Source organism: Pseudomonas sp. CFBP 13602, assembly GCF_014842725.1.
Taxonomy (GTDB): Bacteria; Pseudomonadota; Gammaproteobacteria; order Pseudomonadales; family Pseudomonadaceae; genus Aquipseudomonas; species Aquipseudomonas baltica.
Genome location: NZ_JACYVT010000002.1, coordinates 186,343 through 208,484, shown reverse-complemented (window position 1 = coordinate 208,484; position 22,142 = coordinate 186,343). Strand labels below are relative to the sequence as shown.

At 66.0% G+C, this 22,142-nt stretch carries 18 protein-coding genes; 14 read left to right on the top strand and 4 right to left on the bottom strand.

Features of this window, described 5'->3' with window-relative positions; translation table 11 throughout:
- Positions 1–35: 35 nt before the first annotated feature.
- Together IFU31_RS04065 and IFU31_RS04060 are read right to left on the bottom strand one after the other, a co-directional pair.
- The gene (locus IFU31_RS04065) at positions 36–3,668 is read right to left on the bottom strand and encodes an AAA family ATPase (RefSeq protein ID WP_192102355.1); all 3,633 of its coding nucleotides are present in this window, start codon (positions 3,666–3,668) and stop codon (positions 36–38) included.
- Positions 3,665–4,906 carry an exonuclease SbcCD subunit D C-terminal domain-containing protein gene (locus tag IFU31_RS04060; protein WP_192102354.1) on the bottom strand — a complete coding sequence of 414 codons (1,242 nt, stop codon included), beginning with the start codon at positions 4,904–4,906 and terminating at the stop codon, positions 3,665–3,667. The genes IFU31_RS04065 and IFU31_RS04060 overlap by 4 nt, the downstream gene beginning before the upstream one ends.
- A 198-nt stretch (positions 4,907–5,104) precedes the next feature.
- Here IFU31_RS04060 and IFU31_RS04055 point away from each other — a divergent pair, with 198 nt between their 5' ends.
- The 11 genes from IFU31_RS04055 (at position 5,105) to IFU31_RS04005 (ending at position 18,285) form a co-directional block, all read left to right on the top strand.
- Positions 5,105–5,194, top strand: coding sequence for a potassium-transporting ATPase subunit F (locus tag IFU31_RS04055; protein ID WP_082223535.1), 90 nt, complete (start codon positions 5,105–5,107; stop codon positions 5,192–5,194).
- Between the two features lie 6 nt (positions 5,195–5,200).
- Entirely contained in the window at positions 5,201–6,895 is a 1,695-nt protein-coding gene (gene kdpA, locus IFU31_RS04050; protein WP_122476115.1) for a potassium-transporting ATPase subunit KdpA, read from the top strand.
- A 10-nt stretch (positions 6,896–6,905) separates the two neighbouring features.
- The gene (gene kdpB / locus IFU31_RS04045; RefSeq protein ID WP_192102353.1) at positions 6,906–8,960 is read left to right on the top strand and encodes a potassium-transporting ATPase subunit KdpB; all 2,055 of its coding nucleotides are present in this window, start codon (positions 6,906–6,908) and stop codon (positions 8,958–8,960) included.
- A gap of 16 nt (positions 8,961–8,976) precedes the next feature.
- On the top strand, positions 8,977–9,537 hold the full coding sequence (gene kdpC, locus IFU31_RS04040; protein ID WP_192102352.1) for a potassium-transporting ATPase subunit KdpC: 561 nt from the start codon (positions 8,977–8,979) through the stop codon (positions 9,535–9,537).
- Positions 9,538–9,552: 15 nt separating this feature from the next.
- A complete protein-coding gene (locus IFU31_RS04035; RefSeq protein WP_192102351.1) occupies positions 9,553–12,189 on the top strand; it encodes a sensor histidine kinase in 2,637 nt (878 codons plus the stop codon).
- Between the two features lie 2 nt (positions 12,190–12,191).
- Positions 12,192–12,914 (top strand): response regulator, encoded by a 723-nt coding sequence (locus tag IFU31_RS04030; protein WP_192053124.1) that lies wholly within the window; start codon positions 12,192–12,194, stop codon positions 12,912–12,914.
- A gap of 255 nt (positions 12,915–13,169) precedes the next feature.
- Complete coding sequence (locus IFU31_RS04025; RefSeq protein WP_122476107.1) at positions 13,170–13,448, top strand: hypothetical protein; 279 nt, start codon at positions 13,170–13,172, stop codon at positions 13,446–13,448.
- Between the two features lie 77 nt (positions 13,449–13,525).
- Positions 13,526–14,443 (top strand): AAA family ATPase, encoded by a 918-nt coding sequence (locus IFU31_RS04020; RefSeq protein WP_122476106.1) that lies wholly within the window; start codon positions 13,526–13,528, stop codon positions 14,441–14,443.
- Positions 14,413–15,396, top strand: a complete 984-nt coding sequence (locus IFU31_RS04015; RefSeq protein WP_446731017.1) for a DUF58 domain-containing protein — start codon at positions 14,413–14,415, stop codon at positions 15,394–15,396. The genes IFU31_RS04020 and IFU31_RS04015 overlap by 31 nt, the downstream gene beginning before the upstream one ends.
- Complete coding sequence (locus IFU31_RS04010; protein ID WP_192102349.1) at positions 15,393–17,378, top strand: transglutaminase TgpA family protein; 1,986 nt, start codon at positions 15,393–15,395, stop codon at positions 17,376–17,378. Before IFU31_RS04015 ends, IFU31_RS04010 begins: the two co-directional genes overlap by 4 nt.
- A 112-nt stretch (positions 17,379–17,490) precedes the next feature.
- A complete protein-coding gene (locus IFU31_RS04005; RefSeq protein WP_185794447.1) occupies positions 17,491–18,285 on the top strand; it encodes an acyl-CoA thioesterase in 795 nt (264 codons plus the stop codon).
- On the opposite strand, the gene IFU31_RS04000 is transcribed toward IFU31_RS04005, so the two are convergent.
- Entirely contained in the window at positions 18,254–18,499 is a 246-nt protein-coding gene (locus IFU31_RS04000; protein ID WP_122476099.1) for a hypothetical protein, read from the bottom strand. The genes IFU31_RS04005 and IFU31_RS04000 overlap by 32 nt on opposite strands.
- 174 nt (positions 18,500–18,673) lie before the next feature.
- Positions 18,674–19,519: a TatD family hydrolase gene (locus tag IFU31_RS03995; protein WP_192053132.1), complete on the bottom strand. Its 846-nt coding sequence runs from the start codon at positions 19,517–19,519 to the stop codon at positions 18,674–18,676.
- Between the two features lie 121 nt (positions 19,520–19,640).
- Between IFU31_RS03995 and IFU31_RS03990 the strand changes: the two genes are divergently transcribed.
- From IFU31_RS03990 to IFU31_RS03980, 3 genes are all read left to right on the top strand, one after another.
- On the top strand, positions 19,641–21,062 hold the full coding sequence (locus IFU31_RS03990) for a transglycosylase SLT domain-containing protein (protein ID WP_122476097.1): 1,422 nt from the start codon (positions 19,641–19,643) through the stop codon (positions 21,060–21,062).
- A 69-nt stretch (positions 21,063–21,131) separates the two neighbouring features.
- Positions 21,132–21,608, top strand: a complete 477-nt coding sequence (gene greB / locus IFU31_RS03985; protein WP_192058102.1) for a transcription elongation factor GreB — start codon at positions 21,132–21,134, stop codon at positions 21,606–21,608.
- Between the two features lie 219 nt (positions 21,609–21,827).
- Entirely contained in the window at positions 21,828–22,136 is a 309-nt protein-coding gene (locus tag IFU31_RS03980; protein ID WP_122713797.1) for a class I SAM-dependent methyltransferase, read from the top strand.
- Positions 22,137–22,142: the final 6 nt, after the last annotated feature.

Sequence of the window (22,142 nt, the reverse complement as noted above, 5' to 3'; positions counted from 1 at the left end):
TGCGCGGCAGTATGCGCAACCGGGGGAACGCCGACTCAGCCTGTCACCTGCACGCTGCTCAAGCCGTTGCCCAGGCGCCGCACCTGAATCTGCACCGGAATGCGCTCGTGCATCTCCTGCACGTGGGAAATCACTGCTACCTTGCGTCCCTGCGCCTGCAGGCCGTCGAGGGCGTCCATGGCCAGCTGCAGCGACTCGGGGTCCAGGCTGCCGAAGCCTTCGTCGATGAACAGCGACTCGATGCGCAGTGTGCTCGAGGCCATCGACGCCAGGCCCAAAGCCAATGCCAGTGAAACCAGAAACGTTTCCCCGCCCGACAACGAATGCACCGAGCGCAGTTCGTCGCCCATTTCCGTGTCCAGCACCAGTAACCCGAGCATGCTGCCGCCGCGCTTGAGCCGGTAGCGCCGCACCAGCTGGCGCAGTTGCACGTTGGCGTGGTGCACCAGCAGGTCGAGGTTGTAGGCCTGGGCAATCTTGCGGAAGCGATCACCCTCGGCCGAGCCGATCAGCGCCGCCAGTCGCGCGCAGCGCTGGTAGAGCGCATCAGCCTCGGCAATCTGCGTCTGCAGGGCCTGGTTGGCACCGTGCCGGCGCTGGTCTTCGGTCTGCCGGGCGCGCAGTTCGGCGCAGTGATGTTCCTGCCGTTCGGCGTCCAGCAGCAGGGCGGCGTGTTGTGCGTCCAGTGCTTCGGCGCTGGCGATCGCGTCGAGCTCTGCGCGATGGGCCTGCTGTCGCTGTTCGCGTTCGTGCAAGCGGATGCGCGCCTGTTCCAAGGCCCTTTCCGTGGTTTGCAGGCGGCTGCGCAGCGCATCGACCTGGGGTTCATCGATGGCGAGCAGTGCCCGCAACCCATCGTCGTCCAGTTGCGGACGCTGCTCGCGCCAGGCGTGCAGAGCTTGCTGCACGTCGGCCAGGGCTCGCTGCAGTTGGGCCTGCTGCTGAGTGTCGGCCTCCAGGACGCTGGCGGTCTGCACTGTCTGGGTTCGTAGATCCTGTTGCTGGCGGTCGACTTGCCGTTCCTGCTCGCGCGCCGTTTCGACCTGATCGTGCAAGGCCGTCTGCCAGGCGGCAGCCTGGGCATGCTCGCCCAGCAATTCGCGCAGCCGTGCTTCGCAGGTCTGCAGGTGCGTGGACAGTGCCGCGACCCGCAGGCGTTGCTGCTCGCAGTCGGTTCGGTGCCGCGCATGCTCGCTGCGGGCCTGCTCGATGCGGCGCGCGCGGGTGTCGAACTCGGCCTGTTCCTCGTCCCGTTGCTCGATCTGTGCCAGACGCTCGCCGATGCTCTGCTCCAGCGCCATGAACGTCTGTGCCGGTTGCTCGCGAAGGGCCTGCAGGCGAGCGGCGGGCAACTGGCTGGCCAACGCCTGCAGCTCTTCGTCGAGCCGTTGCTGGTCGGCGTCAACGTGGGCCTGATGCGCCTGCAGCGTCTGCCGCGCCTGCTGGCTGGTTTCCCCGGCTTGCGTCACGGCGCGCTGCAAGGTGGTTGCCTGCTGTTGCAAGGCCAGCAGGCTGTTCTGCTGCCGTTCATCCTCATCGATCAGGCGCGTGTGGCTGGCCACGGTGTCGCGCAGCCAGTCATCCGCCTGCTCGGCGTCGGCAAGGGCAGGGTAGAGCGGATGCCGGGCCAACTCGGCGCCATCCGGCTGGTCGAGCAATTGTTGCTCCTGCGCCTTGAGCTGCTTGTGCTGCTCGATCAGCGCGCCGACTTCGGTACGCAGCTCGATCAGGCGTTCGGACAGCGGCTTCAGCGCAGCGCGCGCGCGTTGCTCTTCATCGTCATCGTGGGCCGATAGCGCCTGCAACAGCGCCTCGGGAGCGTGATAGGGGTGTTCGACACTGCCGCAGACCGGGCAGGGCTGTTCGGGCTGCAACCGTTCGCGCAACTGTTCGACGCTTTCGCTGCGCGCCAGGCGCTGGCGTTCGAGCAGTTGCAGGGTCAACGTCAGGGCTTGCTCGGCCTGTTCGTGGGCCGCGCGGACCTCCAGCCCCTGCGCGGTCAGTTGCTCGCGCCGGGCCAGCAAGGTGGCCTGCTGCTGGCGTCCTTGTTCAAGACGTTCCTGGACAGCGTTGCGCCGCTGCCACAGCCGTTCCAGTTCCTGTACACCGCGCAGCGCCAGGCGTTGCTGTTGCAGACGTTGGGTCAGTTGCTGCAAGCGCTCAGGCAGCTCCTCGACGCCGCACGGGGCATGCTGAAAGACGCGGGCAAGGTCCGTTTGATGCGCTTCCAGGCTCGTCTGTGTGGCGTGTGCCTGAGCCTGCAAGTCTGGCAGCTCGGTCTGACCCTGGCGCAGGCGACTGCTCAGCGTCACCACGTGCTGCAGGCGTGGCAGGTAGGCGCTCCAGGTGGTGGCCAGCGGTGCCAGCTCGGCGCTGCGTTCGAGCGAGTCGGCGACCTGCTGCAGGCGTTTGCCAGTCTCGGCCTGTTGCTGCTCCATGCCCAGCAACGCCTGCGCCCCGGACGAAAGCTGCCGCTCGGCTTCGGCCAGCGCCGGATTCAGGGGTTCGAGCTCGGCCTGCAATCGGCTCCGGTTCGACTGCTCGTCGAAGGCCTGCTGCAACCGGGGCTGCGCTTCGGCCTGTTGCGCCAACGCCTGTTGCAGCGTGCGCTCGGCCTGTTCGCGTTGCTCGTCCAGTTGCTGGCGCCGCAGCGCTTGCTGTTGCTGCCGCGAACGCGACAGCTCGATGCGTTCGGCCAAGGGCAGGAGTTGGGTGTGCACTTCCTGCTCGCGGCCGAACAGGTAGCGTTGCGGTGCCAGTTGTTCGAGCATGTGCAGTTGCAAACGCTGCTCGGCGCCTGCTTCCCACGCCTGGGACGCGTCTTCCACCTGCTGCCGTGCCGCCTGGCAGTCGTCGGTCAGGCGCTGGTCTTCGCGGTGCCACTGCTGCTGCCGTTCCACCTCCTTGAGGCGCGCTTGCTGCTGGCGCAGTTGCTCGCTGGCGCTCTGGAACTCCAGGTCCAGGGCCGTACGGGCCTCGACCGCCAGTGGCGCGATGCCGGTGGCCTGGTCTTGCCAGTGCTTGAGCTGCTCGCGGGCGTCGCGGCTCTTTTCGAAGGCGCGCTTGCCCAGGCGGGTGTACAGCGCCGTGTCGGTAAGCTTTTCCAGCAGCTCGCTGCGCTCGTTGTCATCGGCCTTGAGAAAGGCACTGAACTCGCTCTGCGCCAACATCACCGCACGGGTGAACTGTTCGAAGTTGAGCCCCAGGCGAGCCTCGAGCAGTTGCTTGTATTCACCTTTCTGGCTGGCCAGTAGCTGGTCGTTGTCCAGGTCGCGCAGCGACTGCCGGCTGTTCTGCAACTTGCCGCCGGGTTTGTCCCGTGCGCGGTTGGCTTCCCAGCGCGCGCGATAGCGACGACCGTCGACGCCGAGGAAATCCACTTCCGCGTAGCCTGCCCCGGTACCACGACGCAGCAAGGTGCGCGGGTCGTAACTGCCGATCTCGCCATCGGCGTCCGGCACCTTGGCGCTCTGCGACGCGTTGCCCAGGCGCGGCACGGCGCCGAACAAGGCCAGGCACAGGGCATCGAGCAACGTGCTCTTGCCCGCGCCGGTGGGGCCAGTAATGGCGAACAGACCAGCACTGGCCAGTGGTTCGGCAGTGAAATCCAATTCGAACGGGCCGGCCAGCGAGGCCAGGTTCTTCAGGCGAATGGCCAGGATCTTCATGGGGTTTCGCCCTCCAACTGCACTTCCTGCAACAACCGAGCAAAGTCATCCAGGGTATGTTCGTCCACCTCGCTGCCATAACTGTCCAGCCACGCGCGGCTGAACAGTTCGTGGGGGCTGAGCTGATCCAGTTCGATCAAGGCACCGACGTCTTCGTTGTCGGCGTTGGCGCGCCCGGCGTACTCGGCGGCGATCCGCACCAGACGCACGGCTTTGCCTTGCAGGGCGGTTTCGATGTGCTGGCGCAGGTCCGGTTGTGGCTCGTCGAGTACCACTCGCACTTCCAGCCAGGGGTAGCCCAGGAGGTCGGCCAACAGGTCCACGTCCGGCAGTTGCTGTAACTGTTCGCGCACCTGCGGCAAGGGCGCCGGGCCGATGCGCAGCAGGTCGACGGCGCGTGGGATGAGGATCGGTTCCACACTCATCAGTTGCTCGCCAGCGCATTCGATCTCGAGGATCTGATGCGGGTATTCGATTTCCGAGAACGACAGTGGAATGGGTGAACCGCTGTAGCGAATGCGCGATTCGCCGTTGACCTTCTGCGGCTTGTGCAGATGGCCCAAGGCAACGTAGCTGATGCTGGCATCGAACAGGCTGGCCGGCAGGGCCTCGGCGCTGCCGATCACCAGGCTGCGCTCGGACTCCATCGACACCGAACCGCCGGCCATGTGCGCATGGCTGATGGCAATCAGCGCCTGCCCCGACGAGCGTCGGGCATTGGCGGCGGCAATCAGCATTTCGTGCACACGGGCGATGCCCTGCAGGTAATCCTCGCCCAGGGCTGCGCCGGTCACTTCCGCAGGGCGCAGGAAGGGCAGGGCCAGGCACCAGGCTTGCACTTCGCCCTTGGCATCGGGCAGCGGCAGCAACAGCCGTTCGCTGTCGAGGCGGCCATCCTCGAGCCACATCACCCGGCCCAGCGCGTGGGTGCGCAGGCGGCGCATCAACGGCCCGGGCAGTTCAATGCGCGAACCCGAGTCATGGTTGCCGGCGATCATCACGATGGTCAGCTGCGGCTGTTGCTCATGGGCGCTGACGATGAAGTTGTACAAGCGCTCCTGGGCGCGCACGGGCGGGTTGACCGTGTCGAAGATATCGCCTGCCACCAGCAGCACGTCGGGTCGGCGCTCGGCGAGCTGGCGCAGCAACCAGCGCAGGAAGCTTGCGTGTTCGAAGTCGCGCTCCTGACCGTGCAGGCTTTGGCCGAGGTGCCAGTCGGAGGTGTGGAACAGGCGCATGAAGGCTCCAGGGGGCAGGGAAGGCCGCCATGATAGCCGTTCGGCCCCGACGTTCCCATGCGCCGCGCTTGGCAGGATGTGACCCACCGATCTTTACGCGTTCTTTACGGCGACGCCTGGGTATCGATCTCGCGCCTTTACGCCCAGGCCCCGGAGAATGTCGACAAGCGGCGCCCGCCGTGCCTGGAGATATTGCTCATGTCTGTTCTGGACGGCCTGTTCCTGCTGCTGGCCATCGGCTTGTTCGTGTACCTGCTCGTCGCCCTCTTGCGCGCCAGTGGAGGCTAGTCGGTCATGCACAGTCACGATTTCGCACTGATAGCGGCCTTCCTCGCCCTGGTGTTGCTGCCCGCGCCCTGGCTCGGACGTTTCTACTACAAAGTCATGGAAGGCCAGCGCACCTGGCTCAGCGTACCGCTGCAGCCAGTGGAAAGGCTTTGCTACCGGTTCGCCGGTATCGACCCGCAACAGCAGCAGAGTTGGCAGCGCTACGCCCTGGCTCTGCTCGCCTTCAATCTGGCCGGGTTCGGCGTGTTGTTCGCCCTGCTCATGCTGCAAGGCTACCTGCCGCTCAATCCCCAGCACCTGCCTGGCCAGGAGTGGACCCTGGCGTTCAACACCGCCGTCAGCTTCATGGCCAACACCAACTGGCAGGCCTACAGCGGCGAAACCTCGCTCAGCTACCTCAGCCAGATGGCCGGGCTGGGTGTGCAGAATTTCCTCAGCGCCGCAACCGGCCTGGCCGTGCTGGTAGCGCTGTGTCGCGGCATCAGCCGGCGCTCGGCCAGTACTCTTGGCAACTTCTGGGTCGATGTGACCCGCGCCACATTGTATGGCCTGCTGCCGCTGGCGCTGCTGCTGGCCGTGTTCCTTCTATGGCAGGGCGTGCCGCAGACGTTCGCCCCGTACGTGGACGCGCTGACCCTGCAAGGCAACGCGCAGACCATCCCGCTCGGCCCGGCTGCAAGCCAGATCGCCATCAAGCAGTTGGGCACCAACGGCGGCGGATTCTTCGGGGTCAACTCGGCGCATCCGTTCGAGAATCCCACGGCGTGGAGCAATCTGTTCGAATTGGCAGCCATTCTGACCATCCCGGCCGCCCTGGTTTTCACCTTCGGTCATTACGTCAAGGACCTGCGCCAGAGCCGGGCGATTCTGGCCTGCATGCTGACCCTGTTACTGCTGGGCATCGGCTTGTCGCTGTATGCCGAGCAGCAACCCAACCCGCTGCTGGCCAGCGCCATGGTCGAGCAGGCGGCCCCGCTGGAAGGCAAGGAAAGCCGCTTCGGCACCACGGCCAGTGTGCTCTGGTCGGTGACCACCACGGCCGCCTCGAACGGTTCGGTCAATGCCATGCACGACAGCCTCAATCCGCTCTCCGGGATGGTCGCTCTGGTCAACATGATGCTCGGCGAGGTGATTTTCGGCGGGGTTGGCGCCGGTCTCTACGGCATGCTGCTCAACGTGCTGCTGACCGTGTTCCTGGCCGGACTGATGATCGGTCGAACCCCCGAGTACCTGGGCAAGAAGCTGCAGGCACGCGAGGTCCGCTGGCTGGTGGCGAGCCTGCTGGTGATGCCGGTCGGCGTGCTGGTGCTCAGCGCCATCGCCGTCAGCCTGCCGGGGCCGGCGAGCGCCGTGAGCAATCCGGGGCCCCATGGCTTCACGCAGTTGCTGTATGCCTACACCTCGGCCAGCGCCAACAACGGTTCGGCCTTCGCCGGCCTGTCCGCCAACACCGCCTTTCACAACCTGATGCTGGGCCTGGGCATGCTGATCGGGCGCTTCGGCTACATCCTGCCGGTACTTGCCCTGGCCGGGGCGCTGGCCAGCAAGAACGCCAGTGCGCCCAGCGCCGACAGCTTCGCCACCCATGGCCTGCTGTTCATCACCCTGCTGACCGTGACCCTGCTGATAGTGGGCGGCCTGACTTTCCTGCCGGTGCTGGCCCTGGGGCCGATCGCCGAGCACTTGAACCTGCATTTCTGAGGCCTGGACAATGAACCGATCGACCGTTGCCGCTGCCACGCAACCATCACCGCCCGCCGGGGCCACCCTGAGTGCCTTGTGGCGACCGGCGCTGCTGCAGGCCTTCGTCAAGCTCGACCCGCGGCGACTGCTGCGCAGCCCTGTGCTGTTGGTGGTGGAGTTGTGCGCCGTACTGACCACCGGCCTGTGCCTGCTGCCCGACCCGGCGGTGCCAGCCGCGGTCGCCGTACAGATCGCCGTGTGGCTGTGGTTTACCCTGCTGTTTGCCAATTTTGCCGAAGCCTTGGCCGAGGGCCGCGGCAGGGCGCGCGCCGACAGCTTGAAAGCGGGCAGCCAGGGCTTGCAGGCACGCCGACAGTGCGCCGACGGCAGTTTCGAAACCGTCGCCGCCACTGTGCTGCGCAAGGGCGATGTGGTGCGGGTCGAAGCCGGGCAGATGATCCCCGGCGACGGCGAGGTGCGTGAGGGCATCGCTGCGGTCAACGAAGCCGCCATCACGGGCGAATCGGCGCCGGTGATCCGCGAGTCGGGCGGCGATCGCTCGGCGGTCACCGGCAACACCCTGGTGGTGTCCGACTGGCTGCTGATCGAGATCAGCACCGACCCCGGCGAATCGACCCTGGACCGGATGATTGCGCTGGTGGAAGGTGCGAAGCGCCAGAAGACCCCCAACGAAGTGGCGCTGGACATCCTGCTCATCGGCCTGACCATGGTCTTCCTGCTGGTGGTGGTGACCCTGCAGCCCTTCGCCCGCTTCTCCGGGCACAGCTTGCCCCTGGTGTTCCTCCTGGCGCTGCTGGTGACGCTGATTCCGACCACCATCGCCGGCCTGCTGTCGGCCATCGGCATCGCCGGCATGGACCGCCTGGTGAGGCTCAACGTCGTGGCCAAGTCCGGGCGCGCGGTGGAAGCGGCCGGCGACGTCCATGTGCTGCTGCTCGACAAGACCGGCACCATTACCTTCGGCAACCGCCGGTGCAGCGCTTTGTACGCCGCCCCCGGCGTCAGCGATGCGCAAATGGCCGAAGGTGCGCTGTTGGCTTCGCTGGGCGATGAAACGGCGGAAGGGCGTTCGGTGGTCGAGTTCATCCGTCCGTTGTTCAGCGTCGACGAGCCGCCCGCCGAGCGCTGGCAGTCGGTGCCGTTCAGCGCGCAGACGCGCCTGTCCGGCGTCGACCTCGACCAGCAGTGCTACCGCAAGGGCGCAGTCGACTCGCTGCTGGCCTACATCGGCCAGTCCAGGGCGCAGCTTCCGGCCGCACTGGCCGACCACATCGAGCGCATCGCGCAAAGTGGCGGCACGCCCTTGCTGGTGGGCCGAGACAAGCAATTGCTGGGGGCGATCCACTTGAAGGATGTGGTCAAGCCGGGCATTCGCGAGCGCTTCGAACAATTGCGCAAGCTGGGCATCCGCACCGTCATGGTGACCGGCGACAACCCGCTCACCGCTGCGGCCATCGCCGCCGAAGCCGGCGTCGACGATGTGCTGGCCGAGGCCACGCCGCAGAAGAAACTGGCGCGCATTCGCCAGGAACAGGCCGATGGGCGGCTGGTGGCGATGTGCGGCGATGGCGCCAACGACGCACCGGCGCTGGCCCAGGCTGACGTCGGCGTAGCAATGAACGACGGTACCCAGGCCGCACGCGAGGCGGCCAACATGGTCGACCTGGACAGCGACCCGACCAAGCTGCTGGACATCGTGCGCATCGGCAAGGAACTGCTGGTGACCCGCGGCGCGCTGACCACCTTTTCCATCGCCAACGACGTCGCCAAGTATTTCGCCATCCTGCCGGCACTCTTTGCCGCGGTGTACCCGTCCCTGGGCGTGCTCAACGTAATGAACCTGGCCAGTCCGCAGAGCGCGATCCTTTCGGCCATCGTTTTCAACGCCTTGATCATCATCGTGTTGATCCCCCTGGCCCTGCGCGGTGTGCGGGTGCAGGCCAACAGTGCTGCGCAGTTGTTGCGGCGCAACGTGCTGATCTATGGCCTGGGTGGTCTGGTGGTGCCCTTCATCGGCATCAAGGCCATCGATATCGTCCTCACCGCATTGCACCTGGTCTGACCCTGGAGCTTGAAAGATGAACAGTTTGTTGCGTCCGGCCTTGAGCCTGATTCTGTCGATGACCCTGCTCACTGGCGCGGCCTATCCGCTGTTGGTATGGGCAGTCGGGCAATGGGCGTTTTCCGCCCAGGCCAACGGTAGCCTGGTGCGTGACGCGCAGGGCGAGGTGCGTGGCTCGACCTTGCTCGCGCAGGCCTTCACGGGCGAGCGCTGGTTCCATTCACGGCCTTCGGCGGCGGACTACGCAACCCTCGCCAGCGGGGCGAGCAACCTGGCGCCGAGCAATCCCGCGCTGGGCACGCGCGTGCTGGCGCAGGCCGATGAACAGTTCGATGCACAGCAGGGGCCTGTTCCGCTGGCGCTGTTGACCACCTCGGCCAGTGGCCTGGACCCTCATCTGCCACCGGCGGCGGTGAACTACCAGGTGCCACGGGTGGCGCGCGAGCGCGGCCTGGCCGAGTCAGCCCTGCGCGCGCTGGTGCAGGCACATACCGAATCTCCCCTCATCGGCCCGGCCGTGGTCAACGTACTGGCTTTGAACCAGGCGCTGGATCGGCTACCGTCGCAGTCCCGATGATGACGAGCCTGCGCCATGAGTGATTCCGGCCGCGCCGATGCCTTGCTGGCCGCCTTGCCCAGCGCTGGGCGTGGGCGTTTGAAAGTGTTCCTGGGGGCCGCCCCCGGCGTCGGCAAGACCTACGCCATGCTGCAGGCCGCCCATGCCCGTCAGCGTCAGGGCATCACCGTACTGGCCGCGGTGGTACAGACCCACGGTCGTGCAGAAACCGAAGCGCTGCTGGTCGGCCTGCCTCAGCAGGCGCTGCTGCGTTGCCAGTACCGCGACGTGATGCTGGAGGAAATGGACCTGGACGCGGTGCTCGCTGCCCGCCCGGCCCTGGTGCTGGTCGACGAACTGGCGCACAGCAATGCCCCCGGCAGCCGCCACGCCAAGCGCTGGCAGGACGTGCAGGAGCTGCTCGCCGCCGGTATCGACGTCTACACCACGGTCAACGTGCAACACCTGGAAAGCCTGAATGACCAGGTCCAGACGATCACTGGCGTGCAGGTGCGCGAAACCCTGCCCGACTGGGTGGTGCAGGAAGCCGACGATCTGCTGCTGATCGACCTGCCGCCGCGCGAACTGCTCGAACGCCTGCGCGAGGGCAAGGTGTACGTGCCCGAGCAGGCGCGGGCGGCCATCGACGCGTTCTTCACCCAGACCAACCTCAGCGCCCTGCGCGAGCTGGCCATGCAAACCGCGGCGGCCCAGGTCGACGACGATCTGCACGAAGGTTATCGCAGCCTCGGCCAGCAGGCTCCCAGCGTCCGGGGACGGCTGCTGGTGGGCATTGCCGGCGACGAGCAGGCCGAGCGCCTGGTGCGCCACGCCAGCCGCGTCGCGCGTCGCCGCCATCTGCCTTGGTCCGTGGTCCATGTGGATAACGGCGCGCTGCTCGACGAAGCGGCGCGCCAGCGCCTGCAGCTGGCCCAGCAGATGGCCGAACGCCTGGGCGGCGAGGTGGTGGAGCTGCGCGATGCGGAAGTGGCCAGGACCTTGCTGCAGCATGCCGCCGACCGTCGCGCCAATCTGGTGCTGGTCGGCCAGTCGCGTCGACGCCGCTTCGGCGCGGGCCTGGCCGAGCGCTTGCTGCGCCAGCCCAGCGGCATCGAGATCAACGTACTGGCGCGGACTCAAGAACATGCGCCGCAACCACGCCGTGCACGGCCCGTTGGACGCTGGCGCGAATATGTCCTGGCGCTGACCGCCACGCTGCTGGCCAGCGGGCTGGCCTGGGCGGTGGCGCAGGTGCTGGACCTGCCCAATATCTCTCTGGTATTTCTCGCTGCAGTGCTGCTGGTGGCGGTACGCAGCAGCCCGGGGCCGGCGCTGAGCTGCGCGGCGCTGTCGTTCCTGGCGTACGACTTCCTGTTCATTCCGCCCAACTTTTCCCTGAGTATCCAGCGTCAGGAAGACGTCTTGACCCTGCTGTTCTTTCTGTTGATGGCGGCGCTCACGGGCAATCTGGCGGCACGCCAGCGTCAGCAGCTCAGTGCCCTGCGCGAAACCCAGGCGCACACCGCGCAACTGCTGGAACTGTCCCGGCTGCTGGCGGCGGCGACCGACCGCCAGGCGGTGTTCAGCGCGGCGGCGCAGCACTTGCACGGTTGGCCTGGGCTGGACATCTGTCTGCTCGAGCGCGGCGAGCAGGGCTGGAAGGTGGCTCACAGCAGCACAGCGCAGTTCTCGACCACCGAACTGGCCGCCGCGCAGTGGGCCGGCAACCATGCCCAGCCGGCTGGGCTGGGCACGGCGACGTTGCCCGCCGGGCGCTGGTGGTGGTTGCCGCTGACCCTGGAAGGGCAGGTGCTGGCGCTGCTGGCGGTGAGCGAACGACAGCCTGGGCGGCTCGACGGCCATGGTCGACGCTTGCTCGAGGCGTTGGTGCAGCCGGTGGCCCAAGCCCTGGCGCGGGCCAACCTGGCCCAGGATCTGGAGGCGGCGCGCCTGCACGGTGAAACCGAACAGTTGCGCAGTGCCTTGCTGGCCTCGGTGTCCCATGACCTGCGCACACCGCTGACGGCCATGCGCGGCAGTATCGACAGCCTGCTGGCCCTGGGCACGGCGCTGGCGCCGGACGATCGCCAGGCCTTGCTCGAAGTCACCCGTGACGAAGCCGAGCGCCTGGACCGCTACATTCAGAACCTGCTGGACATGACGCGCCTGGGCCACGGCGCCCTCAAGCTGGCTCGGGACTGGGTGGCAGCCGGCGATATCGTCGCCAGCGCCGTGGCTCGGCTGCGCGCACCCCTGGCGCCGTTGCAGGTCCAGGTGCAGGTGCCTGCGCAACTGCCCTTGCTGCATGTGCATGCGGCGCTGATCGAGCAGGCCTTGGTCAATGTGCTGGAGAATGCCGCTCGGTTCTCGCCGCTCGGCGGGCGCCTGCAGGTGTCGGCCAGCGTGCGCGACGACAGCCTGGTGCTGGCGGTCAGCGACGAGGGCCCCGGCATTCCCGAAGCCGAGCGGGCGAAGATATTCGACATGTTCTACACCGCTGCTCGGGGTGATCGGGGCGGGCAGGGCACGGGGCTGGGCCTGGCGATCTGTCAGGGCATGGTTGGCGCCCATGGCGGTCGTGTCGAAGTGACCAGCGGCATTGATGGCCAAGGCACCTGCATCGCCTTATGCTTGCCACTGCGCGCTCAACCGGGCGCAGACCCGGACACCTGAGCATGAACCTTTCCAGCACCTCTGGGGCCAGCAACGCCCTGGCCAACACGCTTCTGGTCATCGACGACGAGCCGCAGATTCGCAAGTTCCTGCGCATCAGCCTGGCATCACAGGGCTACAAGGTGATCGAAGCGGGCACTGGCGCCGAGGGCCTGAGCCAGGCCGCGCTGATGCGCCCCGACCTGGTGGTGCTGGACCTCGGTCTGCCGGACATGGACGGCCAGCAGGTGCTCGAGCAATTGCGCCAGTGGAGTGCCGTGCCGGTACTGGTGCTTTCGGTCCGCGCCAGCGAGGCGCAGAAGGTCCAGGCCCTGGACGGTGGCGCCAACGACTACGTGACCAAGCCCTTCGGCATTCAGGAGTTCCTCGCCAGAGTCCGTGCGCTGTTGCGTCAGTCCAGCGGCAGCGAAACCTTGGAGTCTGCCTTGCAATTGGGGCCTCTGCAGGTCGACCTGGCGTTGCGCCGAGTCATCCTCAACGACGCGCCGGTGGCCCTGACCCGCAAGGAATATGCAGTGCTGGCACAACTGGCGCGCCATCCAGGGCGCGTCATCACCCAGCAGCAGCTGCTCAAGGATATCTGGGGCCCCACCCATGTCGACGACACCCACTACCTGCGCATCGTCGTCGGCCACCTGCGCCAGAAGCTGGACGACGACCCAGCCGCGCCGCGCTTCATCGTCACCGAGCCTGGCGTAGGCTACCGACTGGCAAGCCCCGACTGACGCGCCACTTCCTGATAGACACTCATCCCTCTGTGGGAGCGGGTTCTACCCGCGAAGACGCCAGCTCTCACAACATCAATCCCGGATTTACATTCGAATCCGGCAGTGCCAGTACCGACGCCTTCGCGGGTAGAACCCGCTCCCACATGGACGCGCATCACTGGAGGCCACTCAACGGACCCACACAACGGCACTTTTTAGATGGCATACCGTCTGACCCAGCATTACCCTGATGTTTTTCCCGAGGTGTCATCGATGAAAGCCTGGATCTGTGTGCCACTGGTGGCACTGGCCTTGAGTGGTTGTGCTGGCAAGACCGCCTACCGCGACAGCTGCGCCACCCAGCTCGATGGTGCGTGGCATGAACTCGATCTGGCCAAAGCCGAGGGCCTGGCCGGAACCGTCAGCTATTCCAAGGCCCTGTCCCTGCTCACCGGGGCCAAGACCCAGCAACAGTTCGAAGCCTTCGAAGGTTGCACCAGCAAGGCCGAGAAGGCGCGGTTCTACATTCGTGAGTCACGCGCCGGACGTTGAAGTACGGTAGTCGCCCAAGGTCGCCGCAAGGCGCCGGGCGCGTTCTGCAGACGTAGTATCGACAAGGAGTGTCTGCCATGCGCAGTCGACTGGATGAGTGCCTGCAAGCGGTCAACGAAGTCTTGCTGGGCAAGGAAACCCAGGTTCGCCTGGCGATGACCTGTCTGATCGCCGACGGTCATCTGCTCATCGAGGACCTGCCCGGCATGGGCAAGACTACCCTGAGCCACACCCTGGCCAAGGTGCTGGGCCTGAGTTTCCAGCGCATCCAGTTCACTTCCGATCTATTGCCCAGCGACATCCTCGGCACTTCGGTGTTCGACAAGGACAGCGGGCGCTTCGTGTTCCACCCCGGGCCGATCTTCGCCGAACTGGTGCTGGCGGACGAAATCAACCGCGCCACCCCGAAAAGCCAGAGTGCCTTGCTCGAAGCGATGGAAGAAGGCCAGGTCACCATCGAAGGCGCCACCCGGCCACTGCCTCAGCCCTTTTTCGTGATCGCCACGCAGAACCCCACGACCCAGGGCGGCACGTTCGCGCTGCCCGAATCGCAGCTGGACCGCTTTCTCATGCGCCTCTCGCTCGGCTATCCGGCCAAGGCCGCAGAGAAAGCCCTGCTGATGGGCGAAGCGCGACGCGATCTGCTGCCGCGCATGAACGCGGTGCTCGATCATGCGCAGTTGGCCGCGCTGCAAGCCCAGGCGCGTGCGGTACGCGCCAGCGACGCTTTGGTGGATTACGTACTGCGCCTGGTGGAAGCTACCCGCAGCCAGCCCCAGTTTGCCTACGGGCTGTCGCCGCGTGGCAGTCTGGCGCTGCTTGCTGCCGCCAAGGCCTGGGCGTTGCTGATCGGCCGCGACTACGTGATTCCCGAGGACGTGCAAGCCGTGCTGCCGTCGGTGGCCAGTCATCGCCTGCGCGAGCGCGCCGACCCCGCCGGACAAGGTGGCGGGGCGCTGGTGCAGTGGCTGCTGCGGGAGGTGCCTGCGCTGTGAAGCGTCTGCTGGCCGAGCGCTGGCGGCGCTGGCAGGTGCGTCGGCTGCCAGCGGCGCCGCGCATCGAGCTGGATCAGCGCCGAATCTTCATCGTCCCCAGCCGCAGCGGAACGGGCTACATCGTCGTCTTGCTGCTGATATTCCTCGCCGCGATCAACTACCAGAACAGCCTGGCCTACGCCTTGGTGTTCCTCCTGGGTGCTGTGTTCGTCGTGGCCATCCTGCACACCTATCGCAACCTCAGTGGGTTGCTCGTCAGTGGCAACGGCGCCACTTCGGTGTTCGTCGGCGAGCAGGCACGCTTTGGCTTGCGCCTGGAAAGCGGCGGCAAGGAGCACCAGGCCATTGGCGTTGGCTGGGATGCCCGGCAACTGCAACGCAGCGACGTTGCCCCCGATCATGTACAGGCGCTGGAATTGAGCCTGCCTACCGAGCGCCGCGGCTGGCTGGTAGCACCGCGCATGCGCGTGGAAACCAGCTTTCCATTGGGAGTGCTGATGGCCTGGACCTGGGTCGATCTGGGCCAGCGCGTGCTGGTGTATCCCCAGCCCCTGCAAGGCGAAGTGCCAACGCTGCACAGCGAATCGGCCGACATCGAAGACCAGGCGCAGCGTCTGCACGGCCAGGGCGTGGATGATTTCCAAGGCCTCAAGCCATACCAGCCCGGTGATTCCTGGCGGCGCATGCACTGGAAGGCCTGGTCGCGCGGTGAAGGACTGCTGGTCAAGGACTTCGCCGACCTTCGCGGCCAGGAGCTGTGCCTGGATTTCGTGGCCCTGGGCGGCGATGTCGAACAGCGCTTGTCGCGGCTCTGCTACTGGGTACTGACCCTGTCCCGCGAGCAGCGACCGTTCGCCTTGCAGCTGCCCGGCAATCGCCTCGACACCGACAGCGGCGATGCTCATCGCGAAGCGTGCCTGCGGGCGTTGGCGCTGTTTGGAGAGCAGCCATGAGTACGCCCGTCGCCATTCCGCGCGTCAGCCTGACCTGGCTGCTGCTGGCACAATCGCTGGTACTGGTACCGCTGTGGTGGCACGTGCCGTTGTGGCTGCTGGGCTTGTGGTTGGGTTGCACGCTGTGGCGCGTGCAGGTGTTTCGCATGCGTGCGCGCTATCCGGGGCGGCTGATCAAGGTGGCGCTGATGCTCGCGGTGGCCGCCGGCGTCTATCTGTCCAGCGGCACCTGGGTGGGCCTGGAGGCCACCGCCGCGCTGCTGGTGGCGGCGTTCCTGCTCAAGCTGCTGGAGATGCAGACTGCCCGCGACGCCCGCGTGGTGATTTTCCTCGGTTTGTTCTGTCTGGCAGTGGCCTATCTGTTCGATGCCAGCCTGGGCTGGGCGCTCTACAGCGTGTTGCCGCTGCTGGCCTTAATGGCGGCCCTGATCGGTCTGCAGCAGACCCAGCTGATTGCCCGGCCCATGGCGACCTTGAAACTGGCGGGCAGCCTGGTGTTGCAGGCACTGCCGCTGATGCTGCTGTTGTTCGTGTTCTTCCCACGCCTGGAACCGCTCTGGTCGCTGCCGCTGCCCAAGCCGGGCCAGGGCGTGACCGGCCTGTCGGAAAGCATGAGCCCGGCCGACGTCGCCAGTCTCAGCCAGTCCGGCGAAGTAGCCTTTCGTGCCAGCTTCGACGGCGCCATACCGGCCAAGCGCGACCTCTATTGGCGTGCCCTGAGCCTGGATGTCTACGACGGCCGGACCTGGAGCCAGTCGCCGTGGATCCAGACCCAACTGGCAGCGGATTGGCAGCCGACGGGTCCGTCCCTGGATTATCAGATCATCCAGCAGCCCAGCGGCAAGCCCTGGTTGTTTGCGCTGGACGTGGCACGTACCGCGCTGCCCGGCGTGCGCCAGTTGAGCGATGGCCGCCTGCAGCGCCGCCGTCCGGTCGACCAGCCACTGATGTACGCGGTGACGTCGTGGCCGCAGGTGATTCGCGAGCCGCAGTTGGCCGCCCCGGCGCTGCGCACCGCGCTGCAACTGCCGGCCCAGGGCGATCCGCGCACGCGCCAGTGGGCACAGGGTCTGCGTGCCCGTTTCGACACGCCTCAGGCACTGGTGGATGAAATGCTGCGGCAGTTTCGCGAACTGCCTTTTCACTACACGCTCAATCCGCCAGTACTGGGCCGCGACAGTATCGACGAATTCATGTTCGACAGCCGGCGCGGCTTCTGCGCCCACTACGCCGGGGCCATGGTCTATGCCTTGCGTGTGGCAGGGGTGCCCGCGCGGGTGGTGGCCGGCTACCAGGGCGGCGAACTCAACCCGGCGGGCAATTACCTGACCGTGCGCCAGTTCGAAGCCCATGCCTGGGTCGAATACTGGCAGGCAGGCACGGGCTGGCAACGGGCCGATCCCACTGCGGCGGTGGCCCCGGCGCGGGTCGAGCAGGGCCTGCAGCAGGCGCTGTCGGCCGACGAGGAATTCCTTGCCGGCTCACCCTTTTCGCCGCTGCGCTACCCTCATTTGACCTGGCTCAACGACCTGCGCCTGCAATGGGACAACCTCAACTACGGATGGCAGCGCTGGGTGCTGGAGTACCAGGGCGAGCGCCAGATCGAATTTCTCGCTCGCTGGTTCCAGGGCCTGCAACGCTGGGCGCTGCCGATCGGCGGGCTGTCGTTCATGCTGCTGGCCAGTGTCTGGCTGCTCAAGCCCTGGCGCCGGCGGGTCGATCCGCAGCTCAAGGAGTTCGCAGCGTTCGAGCGCCTGTTGCGCCGTCGTGGCCTGGTGCGCCATGCCGGCGAGGGCGCCATGGCCTTCGCCGAGCGCGCAGCCGTCCATTTGCCCGCGCAAAGCGAGGCCATCCTGACCTTCGCCTACGCCTTCATGGCCCAGCGCTATGGTGGTCGACCGGTTTCGCGCGAGCAATTGCGTGCTGCGCTGACCCGCTTGCGCCGGCAACTGGGCCGTACGGCTGGGCGCGTGACTTCGTAGCGCGGCATGCCTCGACGACCGCTTGAACTGGAAATTGGCCGATATGAAAGCTGCGCGCTGACGCCGAGCTGTCTACCATCAAGCCCATCGACAACCACCCCAAGGCCGGCCCATGAACCTTCGCGACTTGCTGGCAAGCGCACGACGTCCACCCCACAGCGTTACCGTACCTCGCGAATGGAGCCAGGGTCGCGCCTGCTACGGCGGGCTCATGGCCGCTTTGCTGCACGAGGCCATGGCGGCGCAGGTCCCTGGCCGGCCGGTGCGTTCGATGGCAATCACGTTCGTGGGGCCAGCCGAACTGGAAGTCCCCATGGATCTACAGGTGGAAATATTGCGCGAGGGCAGTGCGGTCACATCGGTGCTGGCGCGGGCAGTGCAGAACGGACGCACCATGACCGTGGTCCAGGCCAGCTTCGGTCTACCGCGCGAATCGGCGATCACCCTCAGCGCAGTGCCGGTGCCGGCCATGAAAACGCTGGAGCAATCCACGGCGTTGCCCTACCTGCCTGGGGTCACGCCGGAGTACATTCGCCATCTGGACATGCGCTGGGGAATCGGCGCGCTGCCATTCAGCAATACGCCGGTCGCCGGGATCGGCGGATGGATGCAGCTGCGTGAGCATGATCGCGATGAGCCGATCACCGAAGCGTTGTTACTGGTATTGGGCGACGCCTGGCCGCCTGCATTGCTGCCCTATTTGAGCAAGCCTGCACCTGGCAGCAGCCTGACCTGGACTATCGAGTTCATTCAACCGATGCCTGCAATGCGCAGCGGCGACTGGTGCCGCTACCAGGCCCTGATCGAGCATGCCCGCGATGGCTACGGGCACACCTCTGCGGCCATGTGGAACCCCGAGGGAGAGCTGCTGGCTATCAGCCGGCAGACGGTGACAGTTTTTGGCTGAGCTCGGCCTGGCTGGGTTCACGCTGGCCGCGGCCTAGAGCGAACGCGGCGACCAGGCCAATGACACCGATAGCCGCTTCGCCAATGCTGGCACAGGCGGCGGCATCGACCAGCATCAAGGCTGAAAGAGCCAGCAATGGCAGGGCAATGGCGCGCGACACACGCAGGCCGTTGTTCGGGTCGTTGACGATCTTCAATGCGGTGGTGTCGTTCATGGCTCAATGCTCCCTGGGCGCGGTGCAACGGGACCTGGATCAACAAGACGATGTCGCTTGAGCCATTTCTGGATGGCATGAGCTGTAGAGTCCTGCCACCGGCGAATTGTTCAGCTCTATCCTGGTCCGGATCAGTTGAGAACGATAATAGTCAGCCCTGGCATTGGCCGCGAATCAAGCTTCGCTATCGGCGCCATAGAGGCCAGCTGCGGCGCTGGGGATTTCAGGCAGGGCGAAAAACGTCCGCGCGCAGGCCGTCGTGCTCAGCGCCAGTTCGGCCACGCTTTCACCGCGATGCAGGGCCACTTCACGCAGGACCTCAGTGAGGAAGGCCGGCTCGTTGCGGCCGCTCTTGGGCTTGGGGCGCAAGGTGCGCGGCAGCAGGTACGGGGCATCGCTCTCGAGCATCAACCGCGCGGCAGGAATGCTGCCCACCAGCGGGTGCAGGTGGGTGCCGCGACGCTCGTCGCAGATCCAGCCGGTGATACCGATGTGCAGGTCCAGGTCCAGATAGCCGAACAGCGCCTGGCGCTCGCCGGTAAAGCAGTGCACCACGGCAGCAGGCAGGTGGTCGCGGTAGTCCTTGAGAATGTCCAGCAGGCGCTGGTGGGCGTCGCGCTCGTGGAGGAATACCGGCAGCTGCAGCTCCACGGCCAGGGCCAGATGCTCCTGCAGCACCTTTTCCTGCTGTGGGCGCGGCGAGAAATCTCGATTGAAATCCAGGCCGCATTCGCCTACGGCCTTCACCTGCGGCAGGCGCAGCAGGTCGCGCAGGCGTGCGGCGCTGTCGCCGTTCCACTCGCTGGCGCTGTGTGGATGAATGCCCGCAGTGCTGAACAGCCGCTCGCCCGACTCATCCCACCGCTGGCACAGTTGCAGCGCCTGTTCGCTGCCTTCGACGCTGGTCCCGGTGAGCACCAGCTGACAGACGCCCGCCTCGTAGGCCCTCTGCAGGACCGCCTCGTGCTTCTGCGCGAAGCTGTTGTTGGTAAGGTTGACGCCGATATCGATGAGTTGCATGGTGCTACCTCGAAGCAGGAGGCGAAAAGCATACCAGAGCTTGGCGATTGGCAAGAAAGCCAAGAACTTCAAAAGGTTGTGGCGGTCCGTGAGGGGCTGCTCAGGACATTGCCGGGGAACCATGGGCCTTAGATCACTGATTGTCATGCTCTGTCTGGCCCTCGGGCTGCCCTCGGCTGCCGCCGCTCGTCCGGCGGGGCCTCCCCTGGCGGCGCACCCGGCCAAGGTCCGCGACCTGGCGCAGATCCAGTCGAGCAAGGTATTGCGCGTGCTGGTCAACCAGAGCCGCAACAGCTCTGGTCAGGTTCGCGGTCAGGCCATTGGCGTCGAATACCACCGCCTGCAGGCTTTTCAAGGTTATCTCAATGCTCACGCCGGCAAAGGCCAGGCGCTGCAGCTCAAGATCATCCCGCGCGCCAAGGAGCAACTGCTCGGCGCCCTGCAGCGCGGCGAAGGCGACCTGGTCGCGCCGGGCGAGTTGATGGAGCTGCATCCTTCCAGCAAGGTCGCGGCCAGCGATGCGGTGGTCGCCAATGTGCCTTTCGTGCTGGTGGGCGGCAAAGGCGGGCGGCGTTACGTACGGGTCGAACAATTGGCCGGCAAGACCCTGGCCCTGTCCAACGGCAGCGCCGCAGGCGCTGCAATCGAACGCTTGAACCAGAAACTGGCGTTGCGCAAGCTGGCGCCCATCGACATCGAATGGGTCGACCCAAGCCTGGCCGCAGAAGACGTACTGGAGATGGTTCAAGCCGGGATCTACCCGTTGACCGTAGTCGAACTGCCCATCGCCGAGCGTTGGGCCAAGGTCATGCCGCGACTGCGGGTAGACCGTCGCGTGGTGCTCAGCGCACCGGGCTCGGTCAGCTGGTACGTGCGCCGCGACGCACCGCAGCTGGGCGCCAGCGTCGATCGCTTCCTGGCCTCTTACAAGGCGCCGAGCGACCAGGATGCCGCCTTCGTCAAGGTCTACCGCGGCTTGTACAAGGTTCACTATCCACTGGCCCGCAGCGACCGCCAGCGCCTCGAAAAGCTGCGCCCGGTGCTTCAGCGGCACGCCCGCGAGCAGCACATGGACTGGCTCAACCTCGCGGCGCTGGCCTTCAAGGAATCCAAGCTCGATCCGGCCGCCCGTGGTGGTGGCGGCGCGACCGGCCTGCTGCAGATCACCCCCTCGGCGGCGCGGCGGGTGGGCGTGGGCAACATCCAGAACCTCGACAACAACGTGCAGGCCGGGGCCAAATACCTGGCGATGATCCGCCGCAAGTTCTTTTCCAGCAACAAGCTCAACGAACGTGAACGCATGGCCTTCACCCTGGCCGCCTACAACATGGGCCCTGAACGGGTGCAGGCAATGCGCAAGGAGGCCCGCCGCCGCGGCCTCAACCCCGATCAATGGTTTTTCCAGACCGAACGCATCGCCATGGAGCAGATGGGCATGGCCTCGGTGAGCTATGTCAACAGTGTGAACAAGTACTACCTGGCATTCGCCCGCGAACGCGACTCACTGGAGCCCGGCGCCCGCAAGCTGGCGTCTGCTCGCTGAACGCCCGGCGTACTGGCAGGGCAGGGCGTTTGCTGTAGGCTACGGCTTTGAGCCTGGCTGGAGACCGTGTTGGCAACGAACATCATTACCCGTGAAGGGCACGAGGCATTGAGGGCCGAACTCGATCATCTGTGGCGCGTCTATCGTCCGGAGATTACGCAGAAGGTCGCCTGGGCAGCATCGCTGGGCGATCGCAGTGAGAACGCCGACTACCAGTACAACAAGAAACTGCTGCGCGAGATCGATCGCCGGGTGCGCTACCTGCGCAAGCGCCTGGAAGACGTCAAGGTCGTCGATTATTCGTCCGAACAGGAAGGGCGGGTATTCTTCGGTGCCTGGGTCGAGATCGAGAACGATGAAGGCGCGCGCAAGACATTCCGCATCGTTGGCTATGACGAGATCTATGGCCGCAATGACTATATCTCCATCGACTCACCCATGGCCCGTGCCCTGCTGAAGAAGCAGGAGGGCGACGACATTGTCGTGCAGATCCCCGATGGCGAAGCGCTCTGGTACGTAAACCAGATTTCCTACAAACCTGCTTGAATCCGGTGCGCATCCGTCGCAAGCCCTGCGAGTCAGGCGGTTGACTCGTGCCTGCCCGTTCACTAGGATTACCGCTCATGCGCCGATTTAGACAGCTACTTGCGGGGCGCCTGGGGGTTTTCACGAGCCCTCGAAATACCGCTAAAGCGCTGGTTCGGTGATGCCTCCCACCGCTGCCCAGCTCTCCCACATGAAGCGGTCGAGGCTGAGAACACCATCATGAACTGTCCCCGTCCCATCGTTTGCCTTGCGCCGATCCCGGCCAGCCCGTCCCTGCGCAATCCCCGAATCCTGCTGGTTGGCCAGCATCAGCCGAACCTGCTGCGCAGCCTCGATGGCTGGCCGCGTCGCCGTGGCAAGCCCGGTGCGTTCGTGGCGCGTTTCATCGACCAGCACAGTGCCTTGAAGAGCCTGCCCGACAACAGCTTCGAGCTGGCCGTGATCCAGGCACCGTCGGCCCGAGACGCCCACGAAGTGATTGCCCATGCCGTGCGCATCGCCCGGCAGGGGCTCATCACGCTGCGCTGAATCGTC

Bases quoted from the DNA above. Each gene is read 5' to 3' on its own strand.
- IFU31_RS04030 (WP_192053124.1), top strand. From the start codon at position 12,192: ATGAACCTTTCCAGCACCTCTGGGGCCAGCAACGCCCTGGCCAACACG.
- IFU31_RS03995 (WP_192053132.1), bottom strand. From the start codon at position 19,519: ATGCAACTCATCGATATCGGCGTCAACCTTACCAACAACAGCTTCGCG.
- IFU31_RS03980 (WP_122713797.1), top strand. From the start codon at position 21,828: ATGAACTGTCCCCGTCCCATCGTTTGCCTTGCGCCGATCCCGGCCAGC.
- IFU31_RS04055 (WP_082223535.1), top strand. From the start codon at position 5,105: ATGTCTGTTCTGGACGGCCTGTTCCTGCTGCTGGCCATCGGCTTGTTC.
- IFU31_RS04000 (WP_122476099.1), bottom strand. From the start codon at position 18,499: ATGAACGACACCACCGCATTGAAGATCGTCAACGACCCGAACAACGGC.
- kdpA (WP_122476115.1), top strand. From the start codon at position 5,201: ATGCACAGTCACGATTTCGCACTGATAGCGGCCTTCCTCGCCCTGGTG.
- IFU31_RS04005 (WP_185794447.1), top strand. From the start codon at position 17,491: ATGAACCTTCGCGACTTGCTGGCAAGCGCACGACGTCCACCCCACAGC.
- IFU31_RS03990 (WP_122476097.1), top strand. From the start codon at position 19,641: ATGGGCCTTAGATCACTGATTGTCATGCTCTGTCTGGCCCTCGGGCTG.
- IFU31_RS04020 (WP_122476106.1), top strand. From the start codon at position 13,526: ATGCGCAGTCGACTGGATGAGTGCCTGCAAGCGGTCAACGAAGTCTTG.
- IFU31_RS04025 (WP_122476107.1), top strand. From the start codon at position 13,170: ATGAAAGCCTGGATCTGTGTGCCACTGGTGGCACTGGCCTTGAGTGGT.
- kdpB (WP_192102353.1), top strand. From the start codon at position 6,906: ATGAACCGATCGACCGTTGCCGCTGCCACGCAACCATCACCGCCCGCC.
- IFU31_RS04010 (WP_192102349.1), top strand. From the start codon at position 15,393: ATGAGTACGCCCGTCGCCATTCCGCGCGTCAGCCTGACCTGGCTGCTG.
- IFU31_RS04065 (WP_192102355.1), bottom strand. From the start codon at position 3,668: ATGAAGATCCTGGCCATTCGCCTGAAGAACCTGGCCTCGCTGGCCGGC.
- kdpC (WP_192102352.1), top strand. From the start codon at position 8,977: ATGAACAGTTTGTTGCGTCCGGCCTTGAGCCTGATTCTGTCGATGACC.
- IFU31_RS04035 (WP_192102351.1), top strand. From the start codon at position 9,553: ATGAGTGATTCCGGCCGCGCCGATGCCTTGCTGGCCGCCTTGCCCAGC.
- IFU31_RS04060 (WP_192102354.1), bottom strand. From the start codon at position 4,906: ATGCGCCTGTTCCACACCTCCGACTGGCACCTCGGCCAAAGCCTGCAC.